Source organism: Anaerotignum lactatifermentans (assembly GCF_014982935.1).
Taxonomy (GTDB): Bacteria; Bacillota; Clostridia; order Lachnospirales; family Anaerotignaceae; genus Anaerotignum; species Anaerotignum lactatifermentans.
This window is the reverse complement of sequence record NZ_JADCKK010000006.1, coordinates 1-25,693: the sequence shown is the minus strand read 5'-3', so window position 1 is coordinate 25,693 and position 25,693 is coordinate 1. Positions and strand designations below refer to the sequence as shown.

Below are 25,693 nucleotides of genomic sequence, written 5' to 3'. Positions count from 1 at the left end.
CCTCCTTTCTTCAGAAATCACAAATCGAACATTTTCCGAATGTCCTCCAAGTCCTCTTTGGTCATATTCCCCCCTTGGAACAAGGACACCGCCAGTTCTTTGGCGGAGCCGTGATAGAGTCTGTCAATGAGCGTTTCCGTCTGTTCCTTCTGATAGGCTTCCCGCTCCCAGACTGGGCGGTAGTAAATAATGCGGTTTTTCTTTTCTGACACAACAGCGCCTTTTTCTGCCATGCGCAGAAGCAATGTGCCTACGGTGTTGTACTTCCATTTCTTATTTTCCAAACGGTCGCAGACATCCTGTATTTTCAAGGGCTCCTCCGCATCCCAAAGCACCTGCAATACCTCCAGTTCCGCTTCGCTGATTTTCATTTTTTCCTCCATGTTGGGTTTCCCTCCTTTCTCTCTTACGTTTGTAGTTTAACTATAACTTACAACTGTAAGAGCGTTTTGTCAACCTGTTTTTCCTATTTTAGAAAAATGTAAGAATTTTAAGCGCAAAAAAAGAGCCTAGAACAGGCTCTTCTTTGATTCATGCTTTTTTGATAAAGGCAATGCCAACGATACCGGGACCGGCATGGGCGCCTACTACACAGCCGATATCCCCATAAAGCTGGGTTCTGCCTTCAATGAGGTCACCGCAGGCTTCTTTGAATTTTTCATAGTTTTCCATGGACTGGGCATGACCAAGGAGCACAGGATAATCATCGTCAATGCCTTCTTCCTCTACCATCTGCTTCAACTGGGCATACATTTTTTTATTGCCTCTGGCTTTGCCCAACATGAGCACCTTCCCATCCAGAATCCCCATCAAAGGGCGGATATTCAGCATAGTCCCCAGCGCCGCCGCTGTGCCGGAAAGTCTGCCTCCTTTTTTCAGATATTCCAATGTTTCGATACCAGCGCAGATGCGCACACGGCTGGTGAGCCCTTCCAATTCCGTCATGATTTCTGCCGCCGTTTTGCCTTCTTTGGCTCTCTGGGCAGCGATTTCCACCAAAAGCCCCAGAGAAAGGCATGTGGTGCGGGAATCCAGAATATGGATCTCCTCCCGTTCCATGGTGTTTTTGGCGATATTGGCAGACTGGACTGTACCGCTCAATTCCGAAGAAATCAGCAGGCACACCACTTCGTCCGCTTCTTCCAGCGCCGCCGTAAACACTTCCTCAAAAGTATGGGGTGTGGGCTGGGCAGTGGTGGGGAAAGATTTTTCCGTCCGCAGTTTTTCGTAAAATTCCGCTTTACTCAAATCCACGCCATCCAAATAGATGTCATTGCCGATGTGCACCGTCAAAGGCACACAAGTGACACCAATTTCCTCCATGCGTTCCTTTGTCAGGTCGCAGGTGCTGTCTGTAATGATTTTTACCATGGGGATTTCCCTCCTCATCTATATACAAAACCAGTTTTTTACACCATTCAAAAATATATCTAACTCTAATTATAATAGTTTCGAAAACTACGTCAATAGATTCTCCAAAAATACAGAGAATCTTTCTAGGATTTTCAAAGAAATGTAAGATTTTGCGCAAAAAAATAGCCAGAACCCTTTTTTTCCAAGGATTCCGGCTATTTTTATATTACCAGTTCAGATATCCCAATGCTTCCCACGCTTCCAGTGTAAACTGGGCTGCCGCCATCATCATGGCAAAAAGCCCAAGGAGAATCATCATTACAATGGCGCCTTTGTCATAGACCCATTTGGTTTCCGACTGCCGCAGGCTCAGGAGTGTTTCCGCCCCCAGAGAAATCAGCAGCAATGGCCAGAACCGCAGAATCAGCCCATAGGACAGACCGTCCCAGAAGGTATGCACCAGAAAGAGGATGCCGAATACCATCAGACCGCCGCCCAAGGTAACAGAACCAATCCGACGTGTTGCCATTTCTTACACCTCCTCGTCTTCGTCCTCGTCCTCCACATCTTCTTTTTTCACAGGAGTTCCCCGGAGCATCCGCACGCCTGCGTAAAGAATCAGAACCGCAATGGCCAGACGAGGCAGCAGGTTTTGCAGACTCCACAAAATCTCTCTGAAGAAGTCCGGCAAAATCCAGCCAAACAAATCCAGCACGCTGTTCCACAGCAGGATAACGCCAACCACTACCAGCACCACCGCAATGGCTTTTTTGCGGTTTTCTGTCAATGTGCCCAGCTGAAAATCACGGTCATCGAAGAACAGGATTTTATCTTCCAGGGCATGAAATTCTTCCGACGGCAGGCTCCGCAGGTGATGCACATGGAAGAAACTATAGAACCAAATCAAAGGCAGCAAAATCATCAGCTCTTCTATGCCCAGAAAAGAAGCTACAATACTGACAATTGCACACAGCCCCATAAGGCTCAAGCCCTGCTTGAAAAAGCCCATATACATTTCCCCAGCGCCGGGGATTAATGAAAATATAAATGTCCAAAATCCGTTTTTCTTATTTGCCATAATCCAATACCTCCGTAATCTGTTTCATTGCGAAATCGGAAAAGCCCGTGACACCGTCGCTGAGGATTTTCGTCCCCTGCTGCATATAGTCCAGCAGGCTTTCCTTTTCTTCTTCCTCCTGTACCATCTGCTGTGCCTTGCCATAAGGAGATTCCTCATAGGAGCCATGCCCCATAGGCAGTGCCAGCAGCACCAAAGACGCTGCCATTGCCGCGCCGATTTTCAATTGATAAAAAATCCGTTTCGTTTTAGAAGAAAACCGGATATCCGCCTGATTTTCCTCCTCCAGTCTGGCGATTTTCTCCATAACGCCCCGTTCCAGTGACGGTGGCGCCTGCAGCAGACCGCCCTGCTCCAGTTGCATAATCATTTGTTCTAATTGTTCCTCTGTGAAACGCTGTCCCATGGCATCTGCTCCTTTCCGTATATTTTCTGTAATCTGGCACGGGCACGGTAAATCTGTGTCTGTACCGTTTTGATATTCTTGTTCTGCTCTGTGGCAATCTCCTCGGGGCTTTTCTCCTGACAGAAATACGCCACAGCAATGTCCCGATAAGGCGGTTTCAGACTTTCGCATGCCTTTTGCAGCTCTGCCTGTACTTCCTCTGCCAGCACTTTATTTTCCACATTTTCCCCGTCTGCCAGTTCCATAAAGACGTTTTCATCCTGAGGGATGGCGCCCCGACGGTTCTTCCTCTGGAAATCCAGACATTTATTCATGGCAATGCGGCATAGCCACGCCTTTTCGTGCTGACCGTCAAAAGAGTCCAGATGTTCATAGGCTGCCACGAATGTTTCCTGTGCCAGATCCTCTGCTTCAAAATAATTCTGCGTCATTTGATAGCAGAGGGAAAAGATCAAATTTTGATAATCGCTGAGCAGTATGGCGATTTTCTTTGCCCTGTCGATACGCTCACCCCCTTTTTCTTCTGTGTATTTTCTTTTCATACTCTAAAACGATGGTACTTTCATTTTTTCTTCAACTTTTTGCAACCTTAAAGAAATCTTAAAAGGCTGCCAAAAAACAAAGAAAGCCGGAACCCCCGCAGGGATTCCAGCTGTCAGATGTTTCATAAAATTGTTTTCAGAACCAGTATCCGCTTTGATTTAATCTAAAAACCGTTCGATTTCCGCCCAAAGTTCCTGTACGCCTGTTTTCTTTTCGCCGCTGAAAGGAATCAGCACGTCGTCAGGCCCCAGACCCAATGTTTTGCGAATGACAGACAGATGCTTCTGGATTTGACTGCGGTTGATCTTATCGGATTTTGTAGCGGCAATGATGATATCATAGCCGTAGTGTTTCAGCCAATCATACATCATAATGTCGTTTTTGCCAGGCTCATGGCGGATGTCAATGAGGAGGATGATGGCGCGGAGTTCTTCCCGTTTCTGGAGATATTCCTCAATCATCATACCCCATTTGGCGATTTCCGTCTTAGGTGCCTTTGCATAGCCGTAGCCGGGCAAGTCTACCACATACATGCAGTCGTTCACGTCATAAAAATTGATGGTTCTTGTTTTGCCGGGCTGGGAGCTGGTACGGGCCAAAGCTTTTCTGCCCAGCATGGCATTGATGAGCGTAGATTTGCCTACGTTGGATTTGCCCGCAAAGGCAATTTCCACTTTGCCGTCAGTGGGATACTGGGAGAATTTCGTTCCCACTGCCGCCAGCGATGACTGTTTTACTTCCATACGCTTTCCCCTTTCGCCAGTGCGTGTTTCAGCACATCGTCCATTTCTTTTGCCAGAACAAATTCCAGCCCTTCTTTGATTTCATCAGAAATTTCCTGCAAATCTTTTTCGTTCTGTTTCGGCAGGATCACGGTTTTTACGCCGGCTTTTTTCGCCGCCAGCACTTTTTCCCGCAAACCGCCGATGGCAAGGACACGACCGCGGATGGTCACTTCACCGGTCATTGCCACATCGTTCCGCACTTTCGCACCTGTCAGAGCGGAAAGCATAGCGGTGGTCATAGTGACACCGGCGGAAGGACCGTCCTTGGGGGTTGCCCCTTCGGGAATATGGATATGCAGGTCCTGCTTTTTATAGAAATCCGGTTCCACTTTGAAACGGTCGCTCTGGGAGCGGATGTAGCTGATAGCCGCTTCTGCAGATTCCTTCATGACCTTCCCCAGATTACCGGTCAGACGGAATTTGCCGTCACCGGGCATGGTATTCACTTCCACGGAAAGGGTGGTGCCGCCTACGGCTGTCCACGCCAGTCCACGAACGATACCCACCTGCGGTTCTTCGTAAATGCGGTCTTCTGTAAATCTGGGTTTGCCCAGAATTTCTTCCAGATTTTTCGCTGTGACAGTCATGGATTTCTTTTCGCCGCTGATGATGGCTTTCACCGCCTTCCGGCATACCTGACCGATGGTGCGTTCCAGCTGACGAACGCCGGCTTCTCTGGTGTAGCCGTCAATGATCATTTCCACAGCTTCCGGGCGAATCTTCAGCTGACTGCCTTTGAGCCCATGGCGTTTCATCTGTTTTTTCACCAGATGTTCCATGGCAATATGCTGTTTTTCTGTTGCGGTGTAGCTGCCCAGTTCGATGATTTCCATTCTGTCACGGAGGGGACCGGGAATGGGTTCCAGACTGTTTGCGGTACACATGAACAGTACCTTGGACAGGTCATAGGGCATTTCCACATAGTGGTCACGGAACGTGAAATTCTGTTCCCCATCCAGCACTTCCAGCAGTGCCGCCGCAGGGTCGCCGTTATAGGATACCCCCAGCTTGTCCACTTCATCCAGCAGCATCAAAGGATTGATGGTGCCCACCTGTTTCATGGCGTTCATGATACGCCCGGGCATAGCACCGATGTATGTTCTGCGGTGACCGCGGATTTCCGCTTCGTCTTTCACGCCGCCCAAAGACATACGCACATATTTCCGGTTCAGTGCCTTTGCCACAGAACGGGCAATGGATGTTTTGCCGACGCCTGGAGGACCCACCAGACAAAGGATGGTAGCCTTTTCCTCGGGAGCGTTTTTCCGCACTGCCAGATATTCCAAAATACGTTCTTTCACTTTTTCCAGACCGTAATGGTCTTCGTCCAGAATTTCCGCTGCCTGTTTCAGGTCGAAGGTTTCTTCGGTCATTTCATTCCAGGGCAGGTTCAGCAATGTGTCAATATAACTGCGGGACACGTTGGACTCGGGAGAAGTTACGGGAATCTTCATCATACGGTCGATTTCCTTTTCTACGGTTTTCCGTACTTCCTCAGGAGGGTTCTTTTCCTCCAGACGACGACGAAATTCCGCAGCGTCAGCGCCGATGCCGTCTTTGTCCCCCAGTTCTTCCTGAATGACTTTCAGTTCTTCCCTAAGGAAATATTCCCGCTGGTTTTTGTCGATGGCATCTTTTGTTTTGGCTTCGATTTCCCGTTTTACCCGCAGCACCTGCTGTTCATAGCACATAATGTCCATGACTGCCTGCAAACGGTCATAAGGATTCAGGATTTCCAGAATCTTCTGCTTCCGGTCAAAGGAAATTTCCAGCCCTGCCCCAATGACGTCTGCCAGTTTGCCGGGCTTGCCTGCCGCCAGCACATTGGGCAGCAAATCCACTGCTGTGGTATTGGGCACAAACTTTGCGTATTCTTCATACAAATCCTGAGCAATGCGCATTTCCGCCGCTGTATGTACCTCCGGCAGTTCCGGGAAGTCCTGGGCAATGGTAGTGATTTCCGCATACTCGCATTTGCGCTTATGCTGTATGGTCGCCAATCTGCCGCGGATGACACCTTCCACAATGACATGGGTCATGTTGCCGGGAAGTTTCAAAATCTGTTTGATGGTAGCCACCGTACCAAATTCGTAGAGCCCCATCTGTTCGGGACTTGCGTCCTCCGGGTCACGCTGTGCCACCAGAAAAATACGCTTGTCGCCTTCATCTGCCGCTTCCAGCGCATCCAGAGATTTCTGTCTGCCTACGGGGAAGCTGATTGCCATATTGGGAAATACCGTCAGACCTCTGAGGGCCATCATAGGTAATTGTATTCTCTCTTTTGTTTCTATCATCTATTTCACCTCTATCTCATAGGCTTATTGCCTAATTAAGTTATTATACAACAGAACTGGCTTTCGGTCAATTCCTACCAACGCACAAGGTTATGTTTTTTCTGAAAAATATAACCTTTCTTTGACCTTCCATACATTAACAATCCATTTTATTCCATCTAAAATAAAACCAATTCATTACAAAAGAAAAAAATGCATTTTAGGGAGGAAGTACAAATGATTGGACTAGGAACACTCATCAACGTCGGCGGCATATGATTGGGCGGTCTACTGGGCGCCCTTTTCGGAAAAGCCATAAACGTCAGAATACAGGAAACCCTCATGAAAGCCACTGGGCTTTGCGTCATTTTCCTGGGCATTGGCGGCGCCATTGAAAAAATGATGACGGTCACAGAAACAGGACTCACCAGCGGCGGCACCATGATGATCATTGGTTCTTTTGCCATTGGCTCTCTCATTGGGGAAATATGGAACATCGAAAAGCATCTGGAACACTTCGGCGAATGGCTGAAGGAAAAGACCAAAAACGACCGTGACACCAAATTTGTAGACGGTTTTGTGAACACTTCTCTGACAGTATGTATCGGTGCCATGGCAGTGGTAGGCGCCATTCAGGACGGCATCGCCGGGGATTACTCCATACTGGCGGCAAAAGCAGTCTTAGACATGATCATCGTCATCATCATGACCACATCCATGGGGAAAGGCTGTATTTTCTCTGTCATTCCTGTGGCACTCTTTCAGGGATGCATCACCATACTATCCCGTTTCATCGAGCCTTGGATGACAGAACAGGCATTGGCCAACCTGTCCCTTACCGGCTCCATGCTCATTTTCTGTGTAGGTGTCAATCTGATCTGGGAGAAAAAATTCAAAGTTGCCAATATGCTCCCCACCATCGTCATTGCAGTCATTTGGGCACTGCTTCCTTTTAGGGCATAACAGAACATATAAAAGGCGTGAAATCTAAGATTTCACGCCTTTTTCTATTTTTGCAGTCCTTCCGCCGTCAAAATGCCTCTTTGGGGCATGCCTGCCTGCTTTTCTTCTTTCTTGGCAAAAACCATTTCCAGCAGTTCCTCTATTTTCTCCACGGGAACCACTTCCAGTCCCAGCCGCTCATATCTCCCCTGCCAATTTGCCTTGGGGATATAAGCACGGGTTACGCCGGCTTCTTCTGCCGCCTGCAATTTCTCCGTAACACCGCCCACAGGCAGTATGTTTCCTGTCAGGGAAATTTCTCCTGTCAGCGCCGCGTCTCCCGGCACTGCTGCTCCCGTAAAAGCGGAATAGGCCGCCAGAAACATGGCTGTGCCTGCCGAGGGACCATCCACAGGCATACCGCCGGGGAAATTGATATGGACGGCATACTGGCTTCGGTCAAAGCCGAATCCTTCCAGCACCGTCAGCACATTTTCCGCGGAACTGCGGGCATTGCTTTTTCTCTTGCTGACGCCATGGGGACTGCGGATTTCTTCTTCCTCCACAATACCCGTCACCTGCAAATGAGGTGCTGTGCTTTTTTGCATCTTCACTTCCACTGTCAGCACAGCGCCGCCCATACCGCCTGTAACAGCCAGACCGTTCACCACGCCCACACGGGGCACAGCCGTTACTTTCTGACGGGGATAAGGCTGATAATGACCTGCTTCTGCTACCCACTCCAAGTCCGCACTGCCTACCCAGTTCCGCCCCTTCATTTCCGCCAGAGAGGCTAAAGACTGCACCAGACGCACCGTATCCCTGCCGCCGCCGGCATAAAGGGCAATTTTTCCACAAAGACCATCTTCGTACTGAAGTCCTACTCGTTCCATACTATCCGCAGCAATCTGCTCCACGGCTTCGGGACGCAGACCGTCAAAGAAAATCTCTGTACATCTGGAACGCAGTGCTGCCGGCAATTCCGAAGGGCTGCGGGTGGTGGCACCAATGAGCCGAAAATCCGCCGGCAGACCTTTCTGGAAAATTTCGTGGATATAAGGGGGAATCCGCTTATTTTCCCGACTGTAATAACTGCTCTGGAACTTTGCCACACGGTCTTCCAGCACCTTCAGCAGACGATTCATCTGGATTGGGTGCAGTTCCCCGATTTCGTCGATAAACAGCACGCCCCCATTGGCTTCGCTGACAGCGCCGGGCTGAGGACGAGGAATCCCCATCTGCCCGAAAGCCCCTGCCCCCTGATAAATAGGGTCATGGACAGAACCAAGCAAAGGGTCTGCAATGCTCCGCTCGTCAAACTGCAATGTGGTAGCGTCCACCTCCACAAATTTCGCATTGATGGAAAAAGGGGAATTTCGCCGTCCTTTGGCTTCCTCCAGCACCAGTCTTGCCGCTGCCGTTTTGCCTACGCCGGGGGGACCGTAAATGATGATATGCTGGGGATTAGGACCGCAAAGAGCCGCACGAAGGGCACGAATCCCCCGCTCCTGCCCCACAATTTCTCCCAAGGACTTGGGACGGGTCTGTTCCGTCAAGGGTTCTGTCAGTCCCACCTGCCGCATAGCATCCAGCTTTTCCATTTCCCGCTCGTTCTCCTCCATGGAAATGCTATCCCGTCCGCCTTTCCGCCGGGAACCGCTCCGCAGGAAATACCACGCCCCCAACAGGAAAAATAACATCTGTGCAAAAAATAAAAACCATCCGCTCACATCCACGCCTCCTTTTTATAGAGGTAGTATGTGCCGAATGGTTTTCTTTCATACGTTTGAAATGGTAATATCGTACAGTTCCAGATCTTCCACAGGTGCGTCGCCTTCGGTGATGGAATACATAAAATCGTTTGTGCTGTCCGGCGTATATACATACTCATCATAGTATTCCCAGTCGTTCCTATACGGATTGCCATAATGCTCATATGTGTGATACTGCTGATACTGCACCGCATTGGCGAAAATACCAACGAAAAACAGTACCGCACTGATGGACAGGACAATGCCGATGGCAATATAAACGAGAGCTGCCCGTGAGAAATTCCGGCGGTTCACATTGCCGTTTTTCCCGAATGCCCACAAAAGCAGTACCACCAGATTCACCACTGGAATACACATAACCAGAAACATAATCAGATAACCGCCCACGGTAATGGGTTCCCTATCCAATTCTTCTTTCTTTTGACTTTCCGCATGGGGTGCTTTGGGCTGTTCTGCCCCACCCTCCGCTGTAATGGGCTTGCCGCAGACCGTACAGAACCGGTCTTCCTCGCCTACAGACGCGCCGCAATGGTTGCAAAATTTTGACATATGCTTCTCCCCCTTCCCTTTTCCCGGATTTTTTTATAGTATATCACATTTTACAGCCGCAATCTTTCATTTTTTCTTACAAAACTTTTTTTATTTTCGATTGTAAACCATTTTATTTATAATCAGTTGACTTTTAAAAGCAAAAAGCGTATCCTCCTTACAGAAAGAAAAGGAGGCATCTGCCATGACCAAAACACGTACACTGACCATGACTGCTCTGATGACAGCTGTCATTTGCATATTTGCACCCATATCCATTCCCATACCCATAAGCCCTGTGGCACTGACATTGGGTACATTTGCCATGTATCTGACAGCCTATGTGCTGCCGCCCAGACAAGCACTGGCTGCCATTGGGCTATATCTGCTTTTAGGTGCTGCGGGACTGCCTGTTTTTTCCGGCTACACTGCGGGACTTTCCCGTTTTGCCGCTCCCGGCGGCGGGTATCTCATTGGATTTCTGTTCCTGACAGGCATCAGCAGCCTGTTTATTTCCCGTTTTCCCAAGAATATTCCGGCACAGATGGGCGGATTATTTCTGGCAACCATCGTCAATTATATGCTGGGTACCGCATGGATGGCATACCTGACAAACACCACGTTTTTACAATCCCTGCCCATGGGAGCGTTGGTATTTCTGCCCTTGGATATTGTAAAAATCATCATCGCCTGCCTGCTGGGCAACCGCATCCGTGCATATCTTCATATGTAAACAAAAAAGAGAGAATTCCGAAACGAAAGGAGTTCTCTCTTTTTTTACAGTACAAGCCACTGTGCCACATTGAAGAAAATCACCAGCGCCACAGCATCCACAACAGTGGTAATGAGGGGACCGGCCATGATAGCAGGGTCTAATTTACAAACTTTTGCGCCAATAGGCAGAACACAGCCCATGGCTTTTGCCACAACAACCACAAAGCCCATGCTGACAGAAACAGTCAAGTCCACCATAATGTCCGTGGAGGGGCTGAAAATGGTCTGTTTGATGAAGTTCAGTGCCGCCAGAAGGACACCGCAAATCATCCCCACCTGCACTTCTTTCCCCATGACACGCAGAATATCTCTGGGGCGGATGTCACCCAAGGACATCCCACGAATGATGGTGGCAGAGGTCTGGGAGCCGGCATTGCCCCCGGTACCTGTCAGCACAGGGATAAATGCCGCCAACTGCACCGCCTGACTGAGGATGGCGTCATAGCCGGAAATGATGGCACTGCTGAGGGTACCAGAAATCATCAGTACACACAGCCACACAATACGGTTTCGTGCCAGTTTTGTTACAGGTGTTTTCAGATATTCTTCATCGGAAGGCAGCAACGCCGCCATTTTTTCCATATCTTCCGTGGTTTCTTCGTCGATAACGTCCACGATATCGTCTACGGTGATGATGCCCACCAGACGGTTTTCCCCGTCTACTACAGGCAAGGCGATAAAGCTGTATTTACGGAACAGATTTGCCGCTTCTTCCTGGTCGTCCAAAGTGGCAATGGAGATCACATCTTCCTCCATCAGTTCCTCTACCCGTTTATCCTCATCGGCGAACAGCAGTGTTCTAAGGGGCAATACCCCCACCAGATGTTTTTTGTCGTCAATGACATAACAGGTGTAAATGGTTTCCTTATCCAGACCGTTTTTGCGGATGATTTCCATGGCGCGCTTTGCCGTCATGGTTTTGGAAAGGTGTACAAACTCTACGGTCATCAAACTTCCGGCGGAGTTTTCGGGATAATGCAGGAAACGGTTGATAAGGGCGCGGGTTTCTCTATCGGTGTTCCGCAGAACTTTGCTTACCAGATTGGCAGGGGCTTCCTCCAGAAAGTCGATGGTATCGTCCAGATACATATTATCTACGATGTTCCGTACTTCCGTATCCGTAATGGATGTGACCAGCATTTCCTGAGTATCATTATCCAGGAAAGAGAATGCTTCTGCCGCCATATCCTTAGACAGCAGACGGAAAAGGAACAATTGCTTATCTGCCGGCAGTTCTTCCAGAAATTCTGCCACGTTGGCAGGGTTTTCTTCATTCAGTTCTTCACGGAGCTGCACATAATGTCCTTTTTCCATGAGTTCCTGCCACTTTTCCACCGTTTCATTCCATTCTTCCATGTCACACCTCCTTCAAAATCCAGATTCTTATTTACATCAGCAATACGGTCGCAATGCTGAAATACAAAATCAATGCCACAGCGTCCACCAGTGTGGAAATCAGGGGACCTGCCATCATAGCCGGGTCTACCTTCAAAATCTTTGCCAGAATAGGCAGGGTACAGCCGATGGTCTTGGAAAGCACTACAACGGCTGCCATACTGATGGAAACGGTAAAGTCTACCAAAAAGCCCGTGCTGGGGCTGAAAAACGTCATACGTACCATATTGACTGCCCCCAGGGCAATACCGCAAAGGGCGCCGACCCGGACTTCTTTCCAGACAACCCGGAGTACGTCATTCACTTCGATTTCTCCCAGGGCCATACCACGAATGATCATGGTGGAAGCCTGAGAGCCTGCGTTCCCCCCGGTACCAGTAATGATGGTGATGAAACTGGAAAGCGCCATAACCGTTGCCAACAACGTCTGATAATGGCTGATAACCAAGGAACTGAGGGTACCGGATACCATCAGTACGCACAGCCACACAATACGGTTTCGTGCCAGCTTCAGCACGGGGGTTTTCAGATATTCTTCATCGGAAGGCAGCAATGCCGCCATTTTTTCCATATCTTCCGTGGTTTCCTGTTCGATAACGTCCACGATATCGTCCACGGTGATGATGCCCACCAGACGGTTTTCCAGATCCGTAACAGGCAGCGCCATCCAGTTATATTTCTTGAAGATCTGGGCAACTTCTTCCTGGTCGTCGGTGGTGTGTACAGATACCACGTCTTCTTCCATCAAATCCTGCACCAGTTCTTCATCCTTGGCACAAATCAGCGTCCTGAGGGGTACAACGCCAATAAGTTTCCGCTGACCATCAATGACATAACAGGTATAGATGGTTTCCTTATCCATGCCTGTCCGCTTGATCTGCTTCATGGCAACATCTACGGTCATACCGCCTCTGAGTTTCACAAACTCGATGGTCATCAAGCTGCCGGCGGAATTTTCCGGATAGTTCAAAAAGCGGTTGATGAGAGCGCGGGTTTCCGCGTCGGTGTTGCGCAGCACCTTCTTTACCAGATTGGCAGGTGCTTCTTCCAGAAAGTCCACCGTATCGTCCAGGAACATTTCGTCTACGATGTTGCGCACTTCTTTATCTGTAATGGAATGAACGATATGCTCCTGGGTGTCGCTGTCCATATAGGAAAATACTTCCGCTGCCATGTCTTTGGTCAGCAGTCGGAAAATGAAAAGCTGTTTTTCCGCAGACAGTTCCTCGAAGTATTCCGCCAGGTCGGCGGCGTTTTCCTCGTTCAATTCCTGTTTTAACTGTATATATGCCCCTTTGTCCATGAGTTCATTGAAATGGTCAAAGAGCGTCTGCATTTCCTCCACTGTTTTTCACCTCGTTTTTCAGACAATAAAAAAACACCATTGTCTTTGCAAAAGTGTCAGCAGAAAATGTCGTCATACAATTTTCCGAAAAACGCGCACAGAAAAGCAAGCCCCTATTTCACCATAGGAAAAAAGGAACCAAAAGGATGCGACATTTCCGCTGTGATATTCAAATACCATCGCTCAGGACCCAAAGGGATACTCTCGCTACTGCCGTCCATTCGGTTCACCTCCGTCATTACTTTCTTGCCTGTCATTTTTCTCCACCATTAGTATATGCTTTCCCAAAATCAACGTCAACCCCAACTTATTCAATCGGCGGAAAAAATTACAAAACAATGAGAAAACCCCGGAATGACTGGAAATTCCTTCCATTCAAACCGAGGTTTTTCGCTTCATTTTTTAGAATTTTTTCAGGAAATTACCAAATTTGGTATACTGTCCCATCCATGTCAAATCAACGGTACCCGTGGGACCATTACGCTGTTTGGCAATGATCAGTTCCGCCTGATTTTTCTTTTCCGTATCGGGGAAATAATACTCATCACGATAGAGGAACGCCACCACATCGGCGTCCTGTTCGATGGCGCCGGATTCTCTCAGGTCGGAGAGCATGGGTCTATGGTCTGCACGCTGTTCGCAGGCACGGGACAACTGAGAAAGGGCGATAACCGGCGCTTCCATTTCTCTGGCGATGGCCTTGAGGGAACGGGAGATTTCGGAAATCTCCTGCTGTCTGGAATCGTTCCGGCTGTTGCCGCTCATAAGCTGCAAGTAGTCAATAACAATCAGTCCCAAGCCTTTTTCCACCTTCAGGCGGCGGCATTTGGAACGGACCTCCATGGGGGTAACCCCGGGGGTATCGTCAATGTAAATAGGTGCCTGAGAAAGAGGACCCATAGCCTGAATCAAATCTGCCCAGTCGCTGTCTGTCAGTTCCCCTGTACGGAGCCTCTGGGCATCCAGCATGGCTTCGGAACACAGCATACGGTTTACCAGCTGTTCCCGGCTCATTTCCAGAGAAAATACCGCTGTAGGCACATTGCTGCGGATGGCGGCATTCTGGATGATGTTCAGGGCAAAAGCCGTTTTCCCCATGGAAGGACGGGCTGCCAGCAAAATCAGGTCAGATTTCTGAAGTCCCGCTGTTTTCTGGTCGAAGTCCACAAAACCTGTCGGTACGCCAGTCAGTTTCCCTTTGGAACGGTAGATGTCCTCGATTTTCTCGATGGAATCCACGGCAATGTCCCGGATATGGTGGAACTGGTCGGAATGGCGGTTCTGCATGATATCGAAAATGCCTTTTTCCGCCGTATCCATAATGGCGTTTACATCGGTTTTGCCTTCGTAACTCATCTGGGAAATATTATTCGCCGTACGGATGAGCCGACGCAGTACGGATTTTTCCTCCACAATGGCAGCGTAATGGCGCATATTTGCGGAACTGCCCACGGAAGTGGAGATATTGGCAAGGAAAGGCAGACCGCCAATCTGTTCAAAGACCTGCTTTTCCTCCAGTTTATTCTTTACGGTAATCATGTCGATAGGCACGCCGCTGTGGTAAAGTTCTTCTGCCGCTTCAAAGACCTGTCTATGGTCAGGGCGGTAGAAATCCTCACCTGTCAGCATTTCCAATGCCAAAGACGCCGCTTCTCTGTCCAAGAACATGGCACCCAGCACTGCCAGCTCTGCCGCATCGTCATGGGGCGGTACATTCTGGAAGATTTCCGCCTGACCGGATGTATTTTGTTGTTCCATATTTCCCGCCTCCTTTTATGTTTGCATCAATTAGGCTTCTACGATTTTTACAGTCACTTCTGCTGTTACCTTCGGGTGCAGTTTGATGACTGCTGTTCTTTCGCCCAGCATTTTGATGGAATCGCCAATGGATACTTTCTTTTTATCCAGATCCATACCGGTCTGTTTGATGATTTCTTCCGCAACTTCTTTGTTTGTTACAGAGCCGAACAGTTTGCCGTTGCTGCCTGTTTTTACTTTGATCACAACAACTTTTTCATCCAGCTGTTTTTTCATTTCCTGTGCTTTTTCCAGTTCTTCCTGTTTGCGTTTTGCTTCGGCTTTCTGCTTCAGTTCATAGTCGTTCAGGTTGGATTTTGTAGCTTCTACTGCCAGTTTTTTGGGCAGCAGGAAATTTTTTGCATAGCCTTCGCTGGCATTGATCAGGTCGCCTTTTTTGCCGACACTTTTTACATCCTGTAATAAAATCAGTTTCATTATGCTTCCTCCTCCAAATATTCTTCAATGGCTGCGCGGACTTTTTCCTTGGCTTCCACTACGGTGCAGTCCTGAAGCTGCGCACCGGAAACCGTCAGATGGCCGCCGCCACCCAGTTTTTCCATGATTCTCTGCACATTGATCTCCCCAAAGCTGCGGGCGGAAATATAGACTGTATCTTCCACCTTGCAGCAGACAAAGGATGCCTGAATGCCTGTGACGTTCATCAAATCGTCTGCCGCCTGTGCCGCTGTCAGTGTGGAATTTTCCACATCGGAAGGGCAGACGGAAATGGCAATATGATCCCGGAACAGTTCCGCATCCCGGACAGCCGTAGCTTTCGCCTTGTAAGCGTCCATGTCGTTTTGGAACAACAGCCGCACCCGAATACTGTCAGCACCGTTTCTGCGAAGGAACGCCGCAGACTCAAAGGTCATGGCGCCGGTTTTCACGCAGAAGTTTTTGGTGTCTACGGTGATACCTGCCAGCAGGGCATCGGCTTCGATCTGATGCAGTTTTACTTTTTTGTCCATATGCTGAATCATTTCTGTAATAAGTTCAGATGTGGACGAAGCGTAAGGCTCATGATAAATGAGCACCGCCTGTTCGATGAAATCGGTACTCTTGCGGTGGTGGTCAAAAACGACGATTTTCTTCGCCGCCATGAGCACCTGTCTGCTGTCTACCATGGATTCTCTGTGGGTATCCACAATGACCAGCAGTGTTTTGTCATTGATCATACGCATAGCGTCTACGCCATCCACAATGACACCGCCGAATTTGCCGCTTTCATCCATTTTATCGCAAAGGCGTTTGACGCCTACGCTGACTTTGTCCATGACGATGTTGCATTTTTTCCCAATGCTCTTTGCCATGGCACAGATACCGATACAAGCGCCCAAGCTGTCCAGATCGGCATTCTTATGCCCCATGACCAGAATGTCAGAAGCATCCCCCATCAGTTCCATGAGGGCATCCGCTTTGACACGGGCACGAATACGGGCATTGCGGTGGATTTCGCCGCTCTTGCCGCCGAAGAACAGGTATTTTTCCCCGTCTTTGATGAGCACCTGATCGCCGCCCCGGCCCAGAGCCAAGTCCATAGCCGCTTTTGCGTTTGCCATGGCGTCCTCCAGAGAGCCGCCGCCGATACCGATCCCCATGCTGAGGGTCACAGGAATGTGTTCCCCTACGGAGATTTCCTTGATCTCGTTAAAAGGCTCGAATTTCTTTTCTTTCAGCCGCTCCAGACTGCCCTTAGAGAGCAGGAAAATGTAGCGGTCTTTCTCCAGTTTTTTGATAACGGCGTCTGACGCCTGTGCCAGCTGATTGAACTTTCTATCAATCAGTGCGGAAAGGATGGGCAGTCGGTTTTCGTCGATGCTGTCCAGCACATCGTCGTAGTTGTCCAAAAGGATCATACCTACAACGGTTTCCTGTTCCTCCAATTCTTTCTCCAGCTGACAGGTTTTGGTGATGTCCACCATAATGAGGGTAAGAACTGCCCCCACAGCGCCGCTTTTGTCCACCACATCGCAGTGGTTCAGAGCAGCTTTGTAAGAACGGTCGCCTACGGTGACTCTCTGAGGTTCTCCGGCGCCGCTGGTTTTCCGCAGCACTTCAATGACAGATTTTGCGTCCTCACTATTGGGGAACACTGCCGCGAAAGGCTCATTATACATCATGACCCTGCCACGAATATCCAGCACAGCGTAAGGAATGGGCAGATTTTGGGGAATGGAGAAATTTTCCCGAAGCACTGCCGTATCCAGAAAACGGTTTTCCTCAGGCTCCTCCTGGGGTTCATCCGTAAAGAGGTCTTTGAGCAGCGGACGCAGAAAACTGCCTGCCACGATCCCCACCAATGCCCCTACGCCAATGCGTACATCCAGCATCAAGCAAAGGATCACCACCAGCACAGCCACTGCCATCCCGATGAGCAGCCGTCCTTCCTTTCCTTTCTTTGTTTCTTCTTTTTTTTCTTCCATGTTGCAGCCTCCAAGCTGTTTGGCTTTTTCAAAAGCCTTTCTGTGACTGTTTATGTTTCTTCCAGTTCATGCAAAACGGTCAGCAGATCACTTTTCCATGCAGATACATCTTCCTGCACCAACGCCGCCTTCAAAGTCATAGCCGCTTTCCGGCTCAGTCCATCCTGAGAAATGCCCAGCCGTCCTGCCAGAAGCCGCAGACTGATTTCCAGCTTTGCCAGAAGCTCTGTCTGTTCCGCTTTTGAGGCATTGTTGTGCATGGCTGTAAACAGATCCGCCACCTGAGAGAGCATTTGGCACTGCAGCTCCTGGGTCATACGGATATTTCTTGCCACATCGAATGATTTTTCCGGCACAGTATCGCCTTCCTTTCTGCCTGTTTTCTGTTTATGCAGTAATATAGTATACCACAGAACACTGATTTTCTCAACAGTTATCTGCATGCAGCCCCTCTTGACAAAGGGAAAAGCCCCTGCTAAAATGATTAGGTAATCTTAATTATTAGGCAATCTTAACTAATTTTTATCACAGGAGGCGGTAACTGATGGGCATTGGAGAAGCCATCACAAAATTTTTTCACGACATGGGCATTTTAGAGCTGCGTATCCGCAACGAACACCCGGCATACGCCAAACTGAGCTACAACAGCAGTCTGTATCTGGACATCATATACGCCCATCAGGGAGAATATACCCCTTCCAAGCTGGCAGATATGCTCCACATCGCAAGACCTTCTGTCACCCAGAAAATCAATGTGCTGGAAAAGGCTGGCTATGTGACCCGAAAACAGAATCCCGCCGACAAACGGGAATACTTCCTGTATTTCAACGCAGATTCTTTTGACGCGGATACCCAGTCTATTTACACAAAACTCACCAACCAAATCAGTGAATCTATGGAACAACGCTATTCAAAGGAGGAAATCGAGAAATTCTCCGAAATGCTTTCCTATATCGGAGAAATTTGTCTTGATGAACGCTTATGAACGAAGTACAATTCGCAACACTGCCTACCAGAAAGATATTTTTCCGCTGTGCCCTGCCGGGGCTTTTAGCCATGGTGGTTTCGTCCATCTATATGATGATCGACGGCATTTTCGTAGGACGATACATCGGCAGTCACGCATTGGCGGCAGTAAACCTTGCCTTTCCCGTTATTATGATTCTCTTTGCCGTAGGGGATATGGTGGCGGTAGGCTCTTCTGTGAAAATCGCCCTTTTATTGGGGCAAGGAAAAAATAAAGAAGCCAACGGACTATTTTCCGCGGCTTTCTGCATGATTCTGGGCATTGGTGTCCTGTTCTCCCTTGTGGGATTTCTTGCGGCACCAAGACTTATCACCCTTTTGATCAAAGATACCACTTTGGCGGAAGTGGCATGGGACTACACAAGGATATTCCTTTATTTCATGCCTGCCATCATGCCCCTGTTCGCCGTTGACAACTATCTGCGGATCTGCGGCAAAGCCAATTTCAGCATGTGGATGAACATTTCCGTGGCAGTGCTGAACATCTTTTTGGACTGGTTTCTGCTGGCGTATTTGCGGCTGGACATTCGCTTTGCCGCCCTTGCCACATCTGTCAGCATGACGCTGGGGGTGCTCATTGCCCTGACACCTATTTTCCTTAGAAAACTGACACTGCGCTTCACCCGCCCGCGGATTTCCCTTTCCACCACACTGGGCATTTTTCATAACGGCAGTTCGGAGTTTTTCAACAACATTTCCGGTTCCTTCATGTCCACAGTGGTCAATGCCTTCCTGCTCCATCTGGGCGGCGGTACAGCCGTTGCCGCTTATGGTATCGTTATGTATTTGGACAGTCTGCTGCTCATGGCACTTTATGGGATTCTGGACTCCCTCCAGCCGCCAGTCAGCTACAACATCGGCGCAGGCAATCACCAGAAAGCAAGGGAATTTTTCCGTTTGAGCTGTAAAGTCACGGCGACCATTTCTATGGTCTGTCTGCTGGCTATGGTATGCTTCCCCAAAGAACTGGCGTCCCTGTTCTTACAGGAAAATTCCGAAGAAGTGCTGGAAATGACTGTCACTGCCCTGCATCTGTACGCACCGGCGTATCTGTTCCTTTGGCTGAATATGGTCATCAGCTCTTTCCTCACCGCCATGGACCGGGCAAGGGATTCGTTGACTATCATGCTGTTCCGGGCACTGATTTTCCCTGCCCTTTCTCTGGCAGTCTTTCCGCAGATTTTGGGCATTACGGGGATTTTCATTACGCCTGCCATCTCCGGCGCACTGACCGTAATCATTTCCACTACCATCTGGCGCAGACTTGGCAAACAACAGCCCCAAGAGGCGTAAAAAAGAGGAGATTCTTACAGCAAATTTCCCTTAAGAAAACATTGTTTTTTCTTAATTTCTTAAGGGGAATTGCGACGGCTGTCTTCAGAAGAAAACATATCAGATAAAATCTTCGTAAAATCAAAGAAGCTGAAATCCTTTGTATCATAAGGATTTCAGCTTCTTTTGTTTTCTTATGAAGATGCCCCTTAGGGGAATCGTCTTTTTTGTGTTATCCAAATAATTCTGTCAGAACTTTGATGAAGAAAATCACCAATACCACCAGTATAAAAGGCTTCACAAATTTCGTGCCTTTTTCCGTAAAAATCCGTGTGCCCACATAATTTCCGGCAATGCTGAACAGCCCAGCCACAATGCCCAAAGGCAGCATCACTACCCCATTGAGGAGGAATACTACCAATGCGGAAATATTGGTGCTGAGATTGATGACCTTTGTGGTGCCTGCCGCTTCTGTCAGACCGATATGTGCCAATCCTGTCAGCAGCAGCAAAAGGAATGTTCCTGTACCGGGACCATAAAAACCATCATAAATACCGATGCAGAAAGAAATCAGCACACTGAGCAAAACGGTTCTGCCGTAGCTGTAGGGTACCCGTTCCGCGTCCAGACTGCGGTCTCTCAGCACATACAGAGCAGTCACAGGCAGGATGAACAGCATGAGAATCTGGATGCTGCGTTCAGACAACAGCAAAGTGATTCTTGCGCCGATATAAGAGCCGCCCAAAGCGAATACCACGCAAGGCAGCGCACGCTTCCAGTGGATAAAGCCGCTTTTTCCATAACGATAAGTTGCCGCCACTGTACCCATAGCCGCACTCATTTTATTGGTGGCAATGGCGCCATGGACAGGCACACCGGCAATCATATAAGCCGGCAGGGAAATGAGCCCGCCGCCGCCAGCCACTGCGTCTATGAGTCCCGCCATAAAAACCATGGGGCATACAATCAAATAAGGCAAAAACGTATCCATAACTGCTCCTTTTCTTTTGTTACACTTCTTTTCCAAAACTCGTTCCATTATAGCCGTTTTTCTTTGGCGGCGCAACATGGATTTTGATAAAATTGATGATACAAAAAAGCCGAAAACTTCTATCAAAAAATGCATAGAAATTTTCGGCTTAATCTCAATCTGTAATGCCTGCAATATGGCGGATGACTTCCCCAGCCAGCAGCAGCCCAGCCACCGGCGGCACAAAGGAAAGGCTGCCGGGAATCTGACGTTTGCCTGTTTCTGTGGATTCCGCAGGCTTGCGGGGTTCTTCTTTGGAATACACCACTTTCACGTTTTTGATGCCTCGTACTTTCAGTTCTTTCCGCATGACTTTTGCCAGAGGGCATACAGAGGTTTTGGAAATGTCCGTCACTTCAAAGCGTTCGGGATGGAATTTATTCCCCGTTCCCATGCAGCTGATGACAGGCACCCCTGCTTTTTTGGCTTCTTCAATGAGAATCAGCTTACTGGTAACGGTATCGATGGCGTCAATGACGTAATCATAGATGGAAAAATCCAGCAAATCCCGATTTTCCGCCCCATAGACCACGGGATAAGTTTCTACTTCTGTTTCCGGCGAAATATCAGCGATACGCTCTGCCATGACTGCGGTTTTTTCTTTTCCCACAGTGGAATGAAGGGCAATCAATTGGCGGTTGATGTTGGTGATGCTCACCGTATCCCCATCCACCAAAGTGATATGTCCCACGCCGCCTCTTGCCAGGGCTTCTGCCGCGAAAGAGCCTACGCCGCCAATGCCAAAGAGCGCCACACGGGCAGAACGGAGTTTTTCCAATGCTTCTTCCCCCAGCAGCAGTTCCGCCCGGGAAAATATATTCAAGTCTTGTGTCATTTCTTCTGTTCTCCTTTTTCTTTTCTGCGTCTGGGTGGGATTTTCTCCCAAGGCAGTGGTTCATACAAATGCAAAATGGTCCGCACCACGCCGTCCCCATGGTGTCCCCGGAGCTGATAATCGGCAACAGCCTTTGCCTCCGGTGTTGCGTCTGCGGTAGCATAAGACAAGTCTGCCCAGTTCATAAGGGAAATATCGTTTTTGTTGCTGCCGAAAGCGACGACTTTTCGGTTACCCATACCGCTGACGCTTTCCAGCAACCGACGCACCATATATTCCTTGGTGGCGTTTTTGTGATAAATCTTCAAATGGCAATACTCCGGCGGTGTTTCTGAGCGGTCACGCAAAAACAGCAATTCTTCCGCCCCTTCCATCTGCCGCAGTTCCTGTTCCACCTCGTCTGCATCCTCATTTTTCAGCACCAGCAGAAAATAAACGGGAATCCCTTCTTCTGGCACATCACCATATACATAATTCCGATAAGGGGATTTTCTCGCCCGTTCATAAAGTTTTCGTTCTTCTTCATTATGGAAATCCCGGTAATAAATGAGGAGCACATCTTGCAGTACCACATTCAGAAAATAGTGAAAATCTTTCTCTTGCAGGTATTCACAGATTTTCTTTGTCATTTCCTTAGACAGACCATTGCAAGCCAGATACCGTTTTTCATTCAAGTCGTAAAGCACCGCCCCATCCATAGCAATGACAGGCAGTTTCAGATGCAGACCACCGATTTCCGACATAAGAGTTGCGGGGGTACGTTCTGTTGCAATGGTAAATTTAATGCCATCATTCAATAATTGATTCAGTTCAAAAACGCTGTAGGGTGTCAAATGGCGTTTTTCATCATATAAAGCACCGTCAAAGCCTGTGACGAAGAAAAATTCCTCTCGTTTCTGTCTGGGCAGGTGCACCGCATTGACCCCCAGAGAAACCAGAATCCCTACGATGGTTTCAAAGGAACGGTTGAAGGCATCTACCATAGGCGGATAATTCCCAGTGGAAAGGGTTACCCCCAACAGTACCACCCCAGCCATGGCAGAGGCACCAGTCTTTTTCAGCAGCACCGTAATATACATGGCAGGGATCACAGCTGCGGAAATAATCAAATACTGCAAAAATTCGTATTTCTGGGGGATTTCCCGAATGAAATACGACACCAAAATCCCCATGGCTGCCCCTGTCAATGTACCGATGATACGGTTAAAGGCAACGGACTTACTATTTTCTACATAAGGCTGCATACAGATCATGGCTGCAATGGTAGAAAATACAGGCACGCCCTGTTTCCCACGCAGCAGATAAATCAGCAGACAAATGGCAACAGCAATGGATGTTTTGATCATACGCATTCCGATTTTAGGCAACGCGCCTCACCTCCTCTGGTTCCATTCCCATTTCTTTGTTTCAAAAATGTATACACAGTATAGTTTCTGCATGGGATTCTGTCAAGATGCACCGGCAGTCTTGTCAGACTTTCTTTTTCGGCAGTGCGTTCATTTTTTTCCCGAAAAAAAGAAAAAACGGCAGGGGAAAAAATTTCCCCGCCGTGCATAATGGCTTAAGTCAAATTATGCTTCTTTTTTCTTGTTGTATTCTTCCAGTTCCAGAATAGCAGCTTTGATCATGTCCTGAGTGATCTTGTAAGGAGAGTAGTCCAGGTCATATTTCTTAACAGCTTCGTCCAGAACGGGGCCCAGTTCGTCAACGGATACTTCGATGTCAGCCAGTTTTGTAGGCAGTTTCATTTCTTTGTAGAAATCGAAGAATCTATCCAGTTTGTCGTACTGTTTGTCCATTGTCAGCAGAACCAGTGTGCCGTAGGAAACAACTTCGCCGTGACGATGTCTTTCTTCTACCTGAGGCAGGATTGTCATACTGTTGAACAGAGCGTGTGCCAGGTTGGTGTTGTATTTGTGAGAGTCAACCATGTTGGAAACCATACCTGTGTTGATGAAGATATCCAGTGCAACCATTTCGATTGCTTTGGAAGCGCGGTTGTTTCTGCAGTCTTCCATAGCCTGAACACCATATTTCAGCAGGGGTTCTGTGCAGCAGCCGCTCAGAGCTACACCAGCCTGCTCGGACAGTGTCAGTTCGTCTTCTTTGCCTCTTGCGGAGAATTTAACTTCGATTTCTTTACTCATACCGTCGCCGATACCAGCCCACAGGAAGGATGCAGGTGCTTCTGCGATAACCTTTGTGGAAATGAAGATGTGTACGGGGGGTCTGTCTACACGGAAGAATGTACGGAATACATGGTTCGGATAGTAGTAGATACCCAGTGCGGAGTTACATGCGCATGTGGAAGCGATTGTAGGGAATGTGAAGTAAGGTTTTTTCAGGTTGTGAGCAACCAGTTTACCTGTATCGATTGCTTTACCACCGCCCAGGCAGAAGATCATGTCTGCGTTCTTTACAGCGTCTGTCTGCTGCAGTTCTTCTGCATATTCGAATGCAGCTTCACCGGGGAACAGAATGTATTCGATGCTGAAATCTGTGCCTGCGATTGCTTCATCCAGATATTTCTTTGTAGCGTTGATGGAAATTTCATCGCTGATTACAACTGCTTTGTTGCCGTAAGGGCTGCAAACAGATGTGATTTCTTTGTAAGCGTCTTCGCCAGCGCTATAACCCGGGAAAAATACAGAATAGTTATCCATTTTCATTCTCCTCCTGTTTGATTAAAAAAATTGGTTTGTATTTTGATGTTTACATCTTCAAAAATTAGTTTGTAGCTTTGCTTGCTTTGTATTTTCTGATAGCATCAGCCAGTTTAGGCAGGATCTGTTTCACGTCACCTACGATACCCAGGTCAGATACTTCGAAAATAGGAGCTGTGTCGTTTTTGTTGATGGAGATTACCAGTTCGGAACCTTCCATACCAGCTACGTGCTGGATAGCACCGGAGATACCGCATGCCATGTACAGGTCAGGACGTACTGTTTTACCTGTCTGACCAACCTGACGATCTTTTTCGATCCAGCCAGCGTCTACACATGCTCTGGAAGAACCAACTTCTGCGCCCAGTGCATCTGCAACGTCTCTGATCATGTCGAAGCCCTGAGGACCGCCGATACCACGACCACCGGATACGATCAGTTTTGCTTCTGTCAGGTCTACGGATTTCTTATCGGATTTTACAACTTCCAGAATTTCAACGTTCATGTCTGCTTCTGTGAAGTCAACGTCAAATTTGATCAGTTCGCCTTTTCTTGTTTCGTCCTTGTCGATTCTCTTCATAACGCCAGGACGTACGGTAGCCATCTGAGGTTTTGTTCTAGGGCACATCAGAGTAGCCATGATGTTACCGCCGAATGCAGGACGAGTCATCAGCAGAGCTCTTGTGGGATCTGCGCAGCCCATAGCTGCTTCTTTGTCATATTCTTCCTGCGTTTTAGCCATTCTCAGACCTGTTGTATCAGCAACCAGACCTGTTCTTACACGGCTAGCCACACGAGGTGCAACGTCACGGCCGATGGAAGAAGCACCGAACAGCATGATTTCGGGATCGAATTTTTTGATTACTTCTGTAACAGCTTTTGTGTAAGGTTCTGTTACATATTCTTTCAGGTAAGGGTGGTCAACCAGAACTACTTTGTCTGCGCCGTAGTGATACAGTTTTTCTACTTCGCCTTCGATTTCGCTGCCCAGCAGGACTGCGTATACATCGTCTTTCAGATCTGCTTTCAGTCTTGTAGCTTCACCGATCAGTTCCAGACCTACGTTCTGTACTTTGCCGTTTCTCTGTTCCACTACTACAAAAATACCATTGCTCATGGGAATTTTCCTCCTCAAAAAATATTGTTTATTCCGATCATCCGCCGCCTTTTCAGGGAAAGCTTGGAAACCGCAGGTTTCCAACTCCCTTCACGCAGGCGGGATTCATTTCCGCCGCATGCCGAAAACCAGAGTTTCAAAGCACCTTACAGGTGCTGATAAAACGGTTGGTTTTCCACACACAGCATATCCGATGAAATCCATTTTTTCATCGGTGGTTTGCTTTAGCAAACCATTATTAGATGATGAATTTTTCTTCCAGTTTCTTCACGATTGCTTCTACAGCCTGTTCTGCTGTCAGATCTTTCAGGACTGTACCAGCACCCTTCAGTT

At 48.3% G+C, this 25,693-nt stretch carries 25 protein-coding genes; 4 read left to right on the top strand and 21 right to left on the bottom strand.

The genetic code is table 11. The features are described from left to right. Positions 1–17: 17 nt before the first annotated feature. From INF29_RS02635 to lon, 8 genes are all read right to left on the bottom strand, one after another. Positions 18–383: a BlaI/MecI/CopY family transcriptional regulator gene (locus INF29_RS02635; protein ID WP_072852205.1), complete on the bottom strand. Its 366-nt coding sequence runs from the start codon at positions 381–383 to the stop codon at positions 18–20. 148 nt (positions 384–531) lie between these two features. Continuing rightward, the gene (locus INF29_RS02630) at positions 532–1,371 is read right to left on the bottom strand and encodes a DegV family protein (protein ID WP_072852203.1); all 840 of its coding nucleotides are present in this window, start codon (positions 1,369–1,371) and stop codon (positions 532–534) included. Positions 1,372–1,579: 208 nt separating this feature from the next. Next, complete coding sequence (locus INF29_RS02625) at positions 1,580–1,882, bottom strand: LiaF transmembrane domain-containing protein (RefSeq protein ID WP_072852202.1); 303 nt, start codon at positions 1,880–1,882, stop codon at positions 1,580–1,582. A gap of 3 nt (positions 1,883–1,885) precedes the next feature. After that, on the bottom strand, positions 1,886–2,431 hold the full coding sequence (locus INF29_RS02620; RefSeq protein WP_193484417.1) for a hypothetical protein: 546 nt from the start codon (positions 2,429–2,431) through the stop codon (positions 1,886–1,888). Further along, entirely contained in the window at positions 2,421–2,837 is a 417-nt protein-coding gene (locus INF29_RS02615; protein WP_087989163.1) for a hypothetical protein, read from the bottom strand. The genes INF29_RS02620 and INF29_RS02615 overlap by 11 nt, the downstream gene beginning before the upstream one ends. Continuing rightward, a complete protein-coding gene (locus INF29_RS02610; RefSeq protein ID WP_072852196.1) occupies positions 2,807–3,379 on the bottom strand; it encodes an RNA polymerase sigma factor in 573 nt (190 codons plus the stop codon). Before INF29_RS02610 ends, INF29_RS02615 begins: the two co-directional genes overlap by 31 nt. Before the next feature lie 159 nt (positions 3,380–3,538). Next, on the bottom strand, positions 3,539–4,123 hold the full coding sequence (gene yihA / locus INF29_RS02605; protein ID WP_022255187.1) for a ribosome biogenesis GTP-binding protein YihA/YsxC: 585 nt from the start codon (positions 4,121–4,123) through the stop codon (positions 3,539–3,541). Beyond that, positions 4,114–6,459 (bottom strand): endopeptidase La, encoded by a 2,346-nt coding sequence (gene lon / locus INF29_RS02600; RefSeq protein WP_193484416.1) that lies wholly within the window; start codon positions 6,457–6,459, stop codon positions 4,114–4,116. Before lon ends, yihA begins: the two co-directional genes overlap by 10 nt. 258 nt (positions 6,460–6,717) lie before the next feature. On the opposite strand from lon, the gene INF29_RS02595 reads away from it, so the two are divergent. Next, positions 6,718–7,401, top strand: a complete 684-nt coding sequence (locus INF29_RS02595; protein WP_243184065.1) for a DUF554 domain-containing protein — start codon at positions 6,718–6,720, stop codon at positions 7,399–7,401. Positions 7,402–7,445: 44 nt separating this feature from the next. Here INF29_RS02595 and INF29_RS14895 read toward each other — a convergent pair whose 3' ends face one another. Together INF29_RS14895 and INF29_RS02585 are read right to left on the bottom strand one after the other, a co-directional pair. Next, positions 7,446–9,110 (bottom strand): S16 family serine protease, encoded by a 1,665-nt coding sequence (locus tag INF29_RS14895; protein ID WP_330608250.1) that lies wholly within the window; start codon positions 9,108–9,110, stop codon positions 7,446–7,448. 48 nt (positions 9,111–9,158) lie between these two features. After that, the gene (locus INF29_RS02585) at positions 9,159–9,701 is read right to left on the bottom strand and encodes a zinc-ribbon domain-containing protein (protein WP_072852193.1); all 543 of its coding nucleotides are present in this window, start codon (positions 9,699–9,701) and stop codon (positions 9,159–9,161) included. Positions 9,702–9,885: 184 nt separating this feature from the next. Between INF29_RS02585 and INF29_RS02580 the strand changes: the two genes are divergently transcribed. Then, entirely contained in the window at positions 9,886–10,413 is a 528-nt protein-coding gene (locus tag INF29_RS02580) for a biotin transporter BioY (protein WP_193484414.1), read from the top strand. 44 nt (positions 10,414–10,457) lie between these two features. Here INF29_RS02580 and mgtE (INF29_RS02575) read toward each other — a convergent pair whose 3' ends face one another. The 6 genes from mgtE (INF29_RS02575) to INF29_RS02550 form a co-directional block, all read right to left on the bottom strand. Then, positions 10,458–11,810, bottom strand: a complete 1,353-nt coding sequence (mgtE, locus tag INF29_RS02575) for a magnesium transporter (protein WP_193484412.1) — start codon at positions 11,808–11,810, stop codon at positions 10,458–10,460. A 31-nt stretch (positions 11,811–11,841) separates the two neighbouring features. Further along, entirely contained in the window at positions 11,842–13,185 is a 1,344-nt protein-coding gene (gene mgtE, locus INF29_RS02570; RefSeq protein ID WP_193484465.1) for a magnesium transporter, read from the bottom strand. A gap of 411 nt (positions 13,186–13,596) precedes the next feature. Further along, on the bottom strand, positions 13,597–14,952 hold the full coding sequence (dnaB, locus tag INF29_RS02565) for a replicative DNA helicase (RefSeq protein WP_072853203.1): 1,356 nt from the start codon (positions 14,950–14,952) through the stop codon (positions 13,597–13,599). Positions 14,953–14,982: 30 nt separating this feature from the next. After that, on the bottom strand, positions 14,983–15,429 hold the full coding sequence (gene rplI, locus INF29_RS02560; protein WP_022364342.1) for a 50S ribosomal protein L9: 447 nt from the start codon (positions 15,427–15,429) through the stop codon (positions 14,983–14,985). Further along, positions 15,429–17,417 (bottom strand): DHH family phosphoesterase, encoded by a 1,989-nt coding sequence (locus tag INF29_RS02555; protein WP_193484410.1) that lies wholly within the window; start codon positions 17,415–17,417, stop codon positions 15,429–15,431. Before INF29_RS02555 ends, rplI begins: the two co-directional genes overlap by 1 nt. A 50-nt stretch (positions 17,418–17,467) precedes the next feature. Further along, the gene (locus INF29_RS02550; RefSeq protein WP_191344403.1) at positions 17,468–17,860 is read right to left on the bottom strand and encodes a MazG-like family protein; all 393 of its coding nucleotides are present in this window, start codon (positions 17,858–17,860) and stop codon (positions 17,468–17,470) included. A gap of 101 nt (positions 17,861–17,961) precedes the next feature. On the opposite strand from INF29_RS02550, the gene INF29_RS02545 reads away from it, so the two are divergent. After that, positions 17,962–18,402, top strand: a complete 441-nt coding sequence (locus INF29_RS02545; RefSeq protein ID WP_191344404.1) for a MarR family transcriptional regulator — start codon at positions 17,962–17,964, stop codon at positions 18,400–18,402. Further along, positions 18,399–19,736 (top strand): MATE family efflux transporter, encoded by a 1,338-nt coding sequence (locus tag INF29_RS02540; protein WP_193484408.1) that lies wholly within the window; start codon positions 18,399–18,401, stop codon positions 19,734–19,736. The genes INF29_RS02545 and INF29_RS02540 overlap by 4 nt, the downstream gene beginning before the upstream one ends. A gap of 211 nt (positions 19,737–19,947) precedes the next feature. Here INF29_RS02540 and INF29_RS02535 read toward each other — a convergent pair whose 3' ends face one another. From INF29_RS02535 to INF29_RS02515, 5 genes are all read right to left on the bottom strand, one after another. Beyond that, complete coding sequence (locus tag INF29_RS02535) at positions 19,948–20,706, bottom strand: sulfite exporter TauE/SafE family protein (RefSeq protein WP_193484406.1); 759 nt, start codon at positions 20,704–20,706, stop codon at positions 19,948–19,950. 154 nt (positions 20,707–20,860) lie between these two features. Next, positions 20,861–21,580: a tRNA threonylcarbamoyladenosine dehydratase gene (locus INF29_RS02530; RefSeq protein ID WP_193484404.1), complete on the bottom strand. Its 720-nt coding sequence runs from the start codon at positions 21,578–21,580 to the stop codon at positions 20,861–20,863. Beyond that, a complete protein-coding gene (locus tag INF29_RS02525) occupies positions 21,577–22,947 on the bottom strand; it encodes an HAD hydrolase family protein (RefSeq protein ID WP_193484402.1) in 1,371 nt (456 codons plus the stop codon). The genes INF29_RS02530 and INF29_RS02525 overlap by 4 nt, the downstream gene beginning before the upstream one ends. A gap of 204 nt (positions 22,948–23,151) precedes the next feature. Then, the gene (locus tag INF29_RS02520) at positions 23,152–24,243 is read right to left on the bottom strand and encodes an iron-containing alcohol dehydrogenase family protein (protein WP_072853187.1); all 1,092 of its coding nucleotides are present in this window, start codon (positions 24,241–24,243) and stop codon (positions 23,152–23,154) included. A 64-nt stretch (positions 24,244–24,307) separates the two neighbouring features. Next, entirely contained in the window at positions 24,308–25,360 is a 1,053-nt protein-coding gene (locus tag INF29_RS02515; protein WP_193484400.1) for an electron transfer flavoprotein subunit alpha/FixB family protein, read from the bottom strand. Positions 25,361–25,693 lie beyond the last annotated feature (333 nt).

Coding starts and splice junctions, on each gene's coding strand:
- INF29_RS02535 (WP_193484406.1), bottom strand. CDS start 20,706: ATGGATACGTTTTTGCCTTATTTGATTGTATGCCCCATGGTTTTTATG.
- INF29_RS02625 (WP_072852202.1), bottom strand. CDS start 1,882: ATGGCAACACGTCGGATTGGTTCTGTTACCTTGGGCGGCGGTCTGATG.
- dnaB (WP_072853203.1), bottom strand. CDS start 14,952: ATGGAACAACAAAATACATCCGGTCAGGCGGAAATCTTCCAGAATGTA.
- INF29_RS02630 (WP_072852203.1), bottom strand. CDS start 1,371: ATGGTAAAAATCATTACAGACAGCACCTGCGACCTGACAAAGGAACGC.
- INF29_RS02540 (WP_193484408.1), top strand. CDS start 18,399: ATGAACGAAGTACAATTCGCAACACTGCCTACCAGAAAGATATTTTTC.
- INF29_RS02555 (WP_193484410.1), bottom strand. CDS start 17,417: ATGGAAGAAAAAAAAGAAGAAACAAAGAAAGGAAAGGAAGGACGGCTG.
- INF29_RS02515 (WP_193484400.1), bottom strand. CDS start 25,360: ATGAGCAATGGTATTTTTGTAGTAGTGGAACAGAGAAACGGCAAAGTA.
- INF29_RS02635 (WP_072852205.1), bottom strand. CDS start 383: ATGGAGGAAAAAATGAAAATCAGCGAAGCGGAACTGGAGGTATTGCAG.
- mgtE (WP_193484465.1), bottom strand. CDS start 13,185: ATGCAGACGCTCTTTGACCATTTCAATGAACTCATGGACAAAGGGGCA.
- mgtE (WP_193484412.1), bottom strand. CDS start 11,810: ATGGAAGAATGGAATGAAACGGTGGAAAAGTGGCAGGAACTCATGGAA.
- INF29_RS02620 (WP_193484417.1), bottom strand. CDS start 2,431: ATGGCAAATAAGAAAAACGGATTTTGGACATTTATATTTTCATTAATC.
- yihA (WP_022255187.1), bottom strand. CDS start 4,123: ATGGAAGTAAAACAGTCATCGCTGGCGGCAGTGGGAACGAAATTCTCC.
- lon (WP_193484416.1), bottom strand. CDS start 6,459: ATGATAGAAACAAAAGAGAGAATACAATTACCTATGATGGCCCTCAGA.
- INF29_RS02585 (WP_072852193.1), bottom strand. CDS start 9,701: ATGTCAAAATTTTGCAACCATTGCGGCGCGTCTGTAGGCGAGGAAGAC.
- INF29_RS02550 (WP_191344403.1), bottom strand. CDS start 17,860: ATGCAGATAACTGTTGAGAAAATCAGTGTTCTGTGGTATACTATATTA.
- INF29_RS02545 (WP_191344404.1), top strand. CDS start 17,962: ATGGGCATTGGAGAAGCCATCACAAAATTTTTTCACGACATGGGCATT.
- rplI (WP_022364342.1), bottom strand. CDS start 15,429: ATGAAACTGATTTTATTACAGGATGTAAAAAGTGTCGGCAAAAAAGGC.
- INF29_RS02530 (WP_193484404.1), bottom strand. CDS start 21,580: ATGACACAAGACTTGAATATATTTTCCCGGGCGGAACTGCTGCTGGGG.
- INF29_RS02615 (WP_087989163.1), bottom strand. CDS start 2,837: ATGGGACAGCGTTTCACAGAGGAACAATTAGAACAAATGATTATGCAA.
- INF29_RS02520 (WP_072853187.1), bottom strand. CDS start 24,243: ATGGATAACTATTCTGTATTTTTCCCGGGTTATAGCGCTGGCGAAGAC.
- INF29_RS02610 (WP_072852196.1), bottom strand. CDS start 3,379: ATGAAAAGAAAATACACAGAAGAAAAAGGGGGTGAGCGTATCGACAGG.
- INF29_RS02580 (WP_193484414.1), top strand. CDS start 9,886: ATGACCAAAACACGTACACTGACCATGACTGCTCTGATGACAGCTGTC.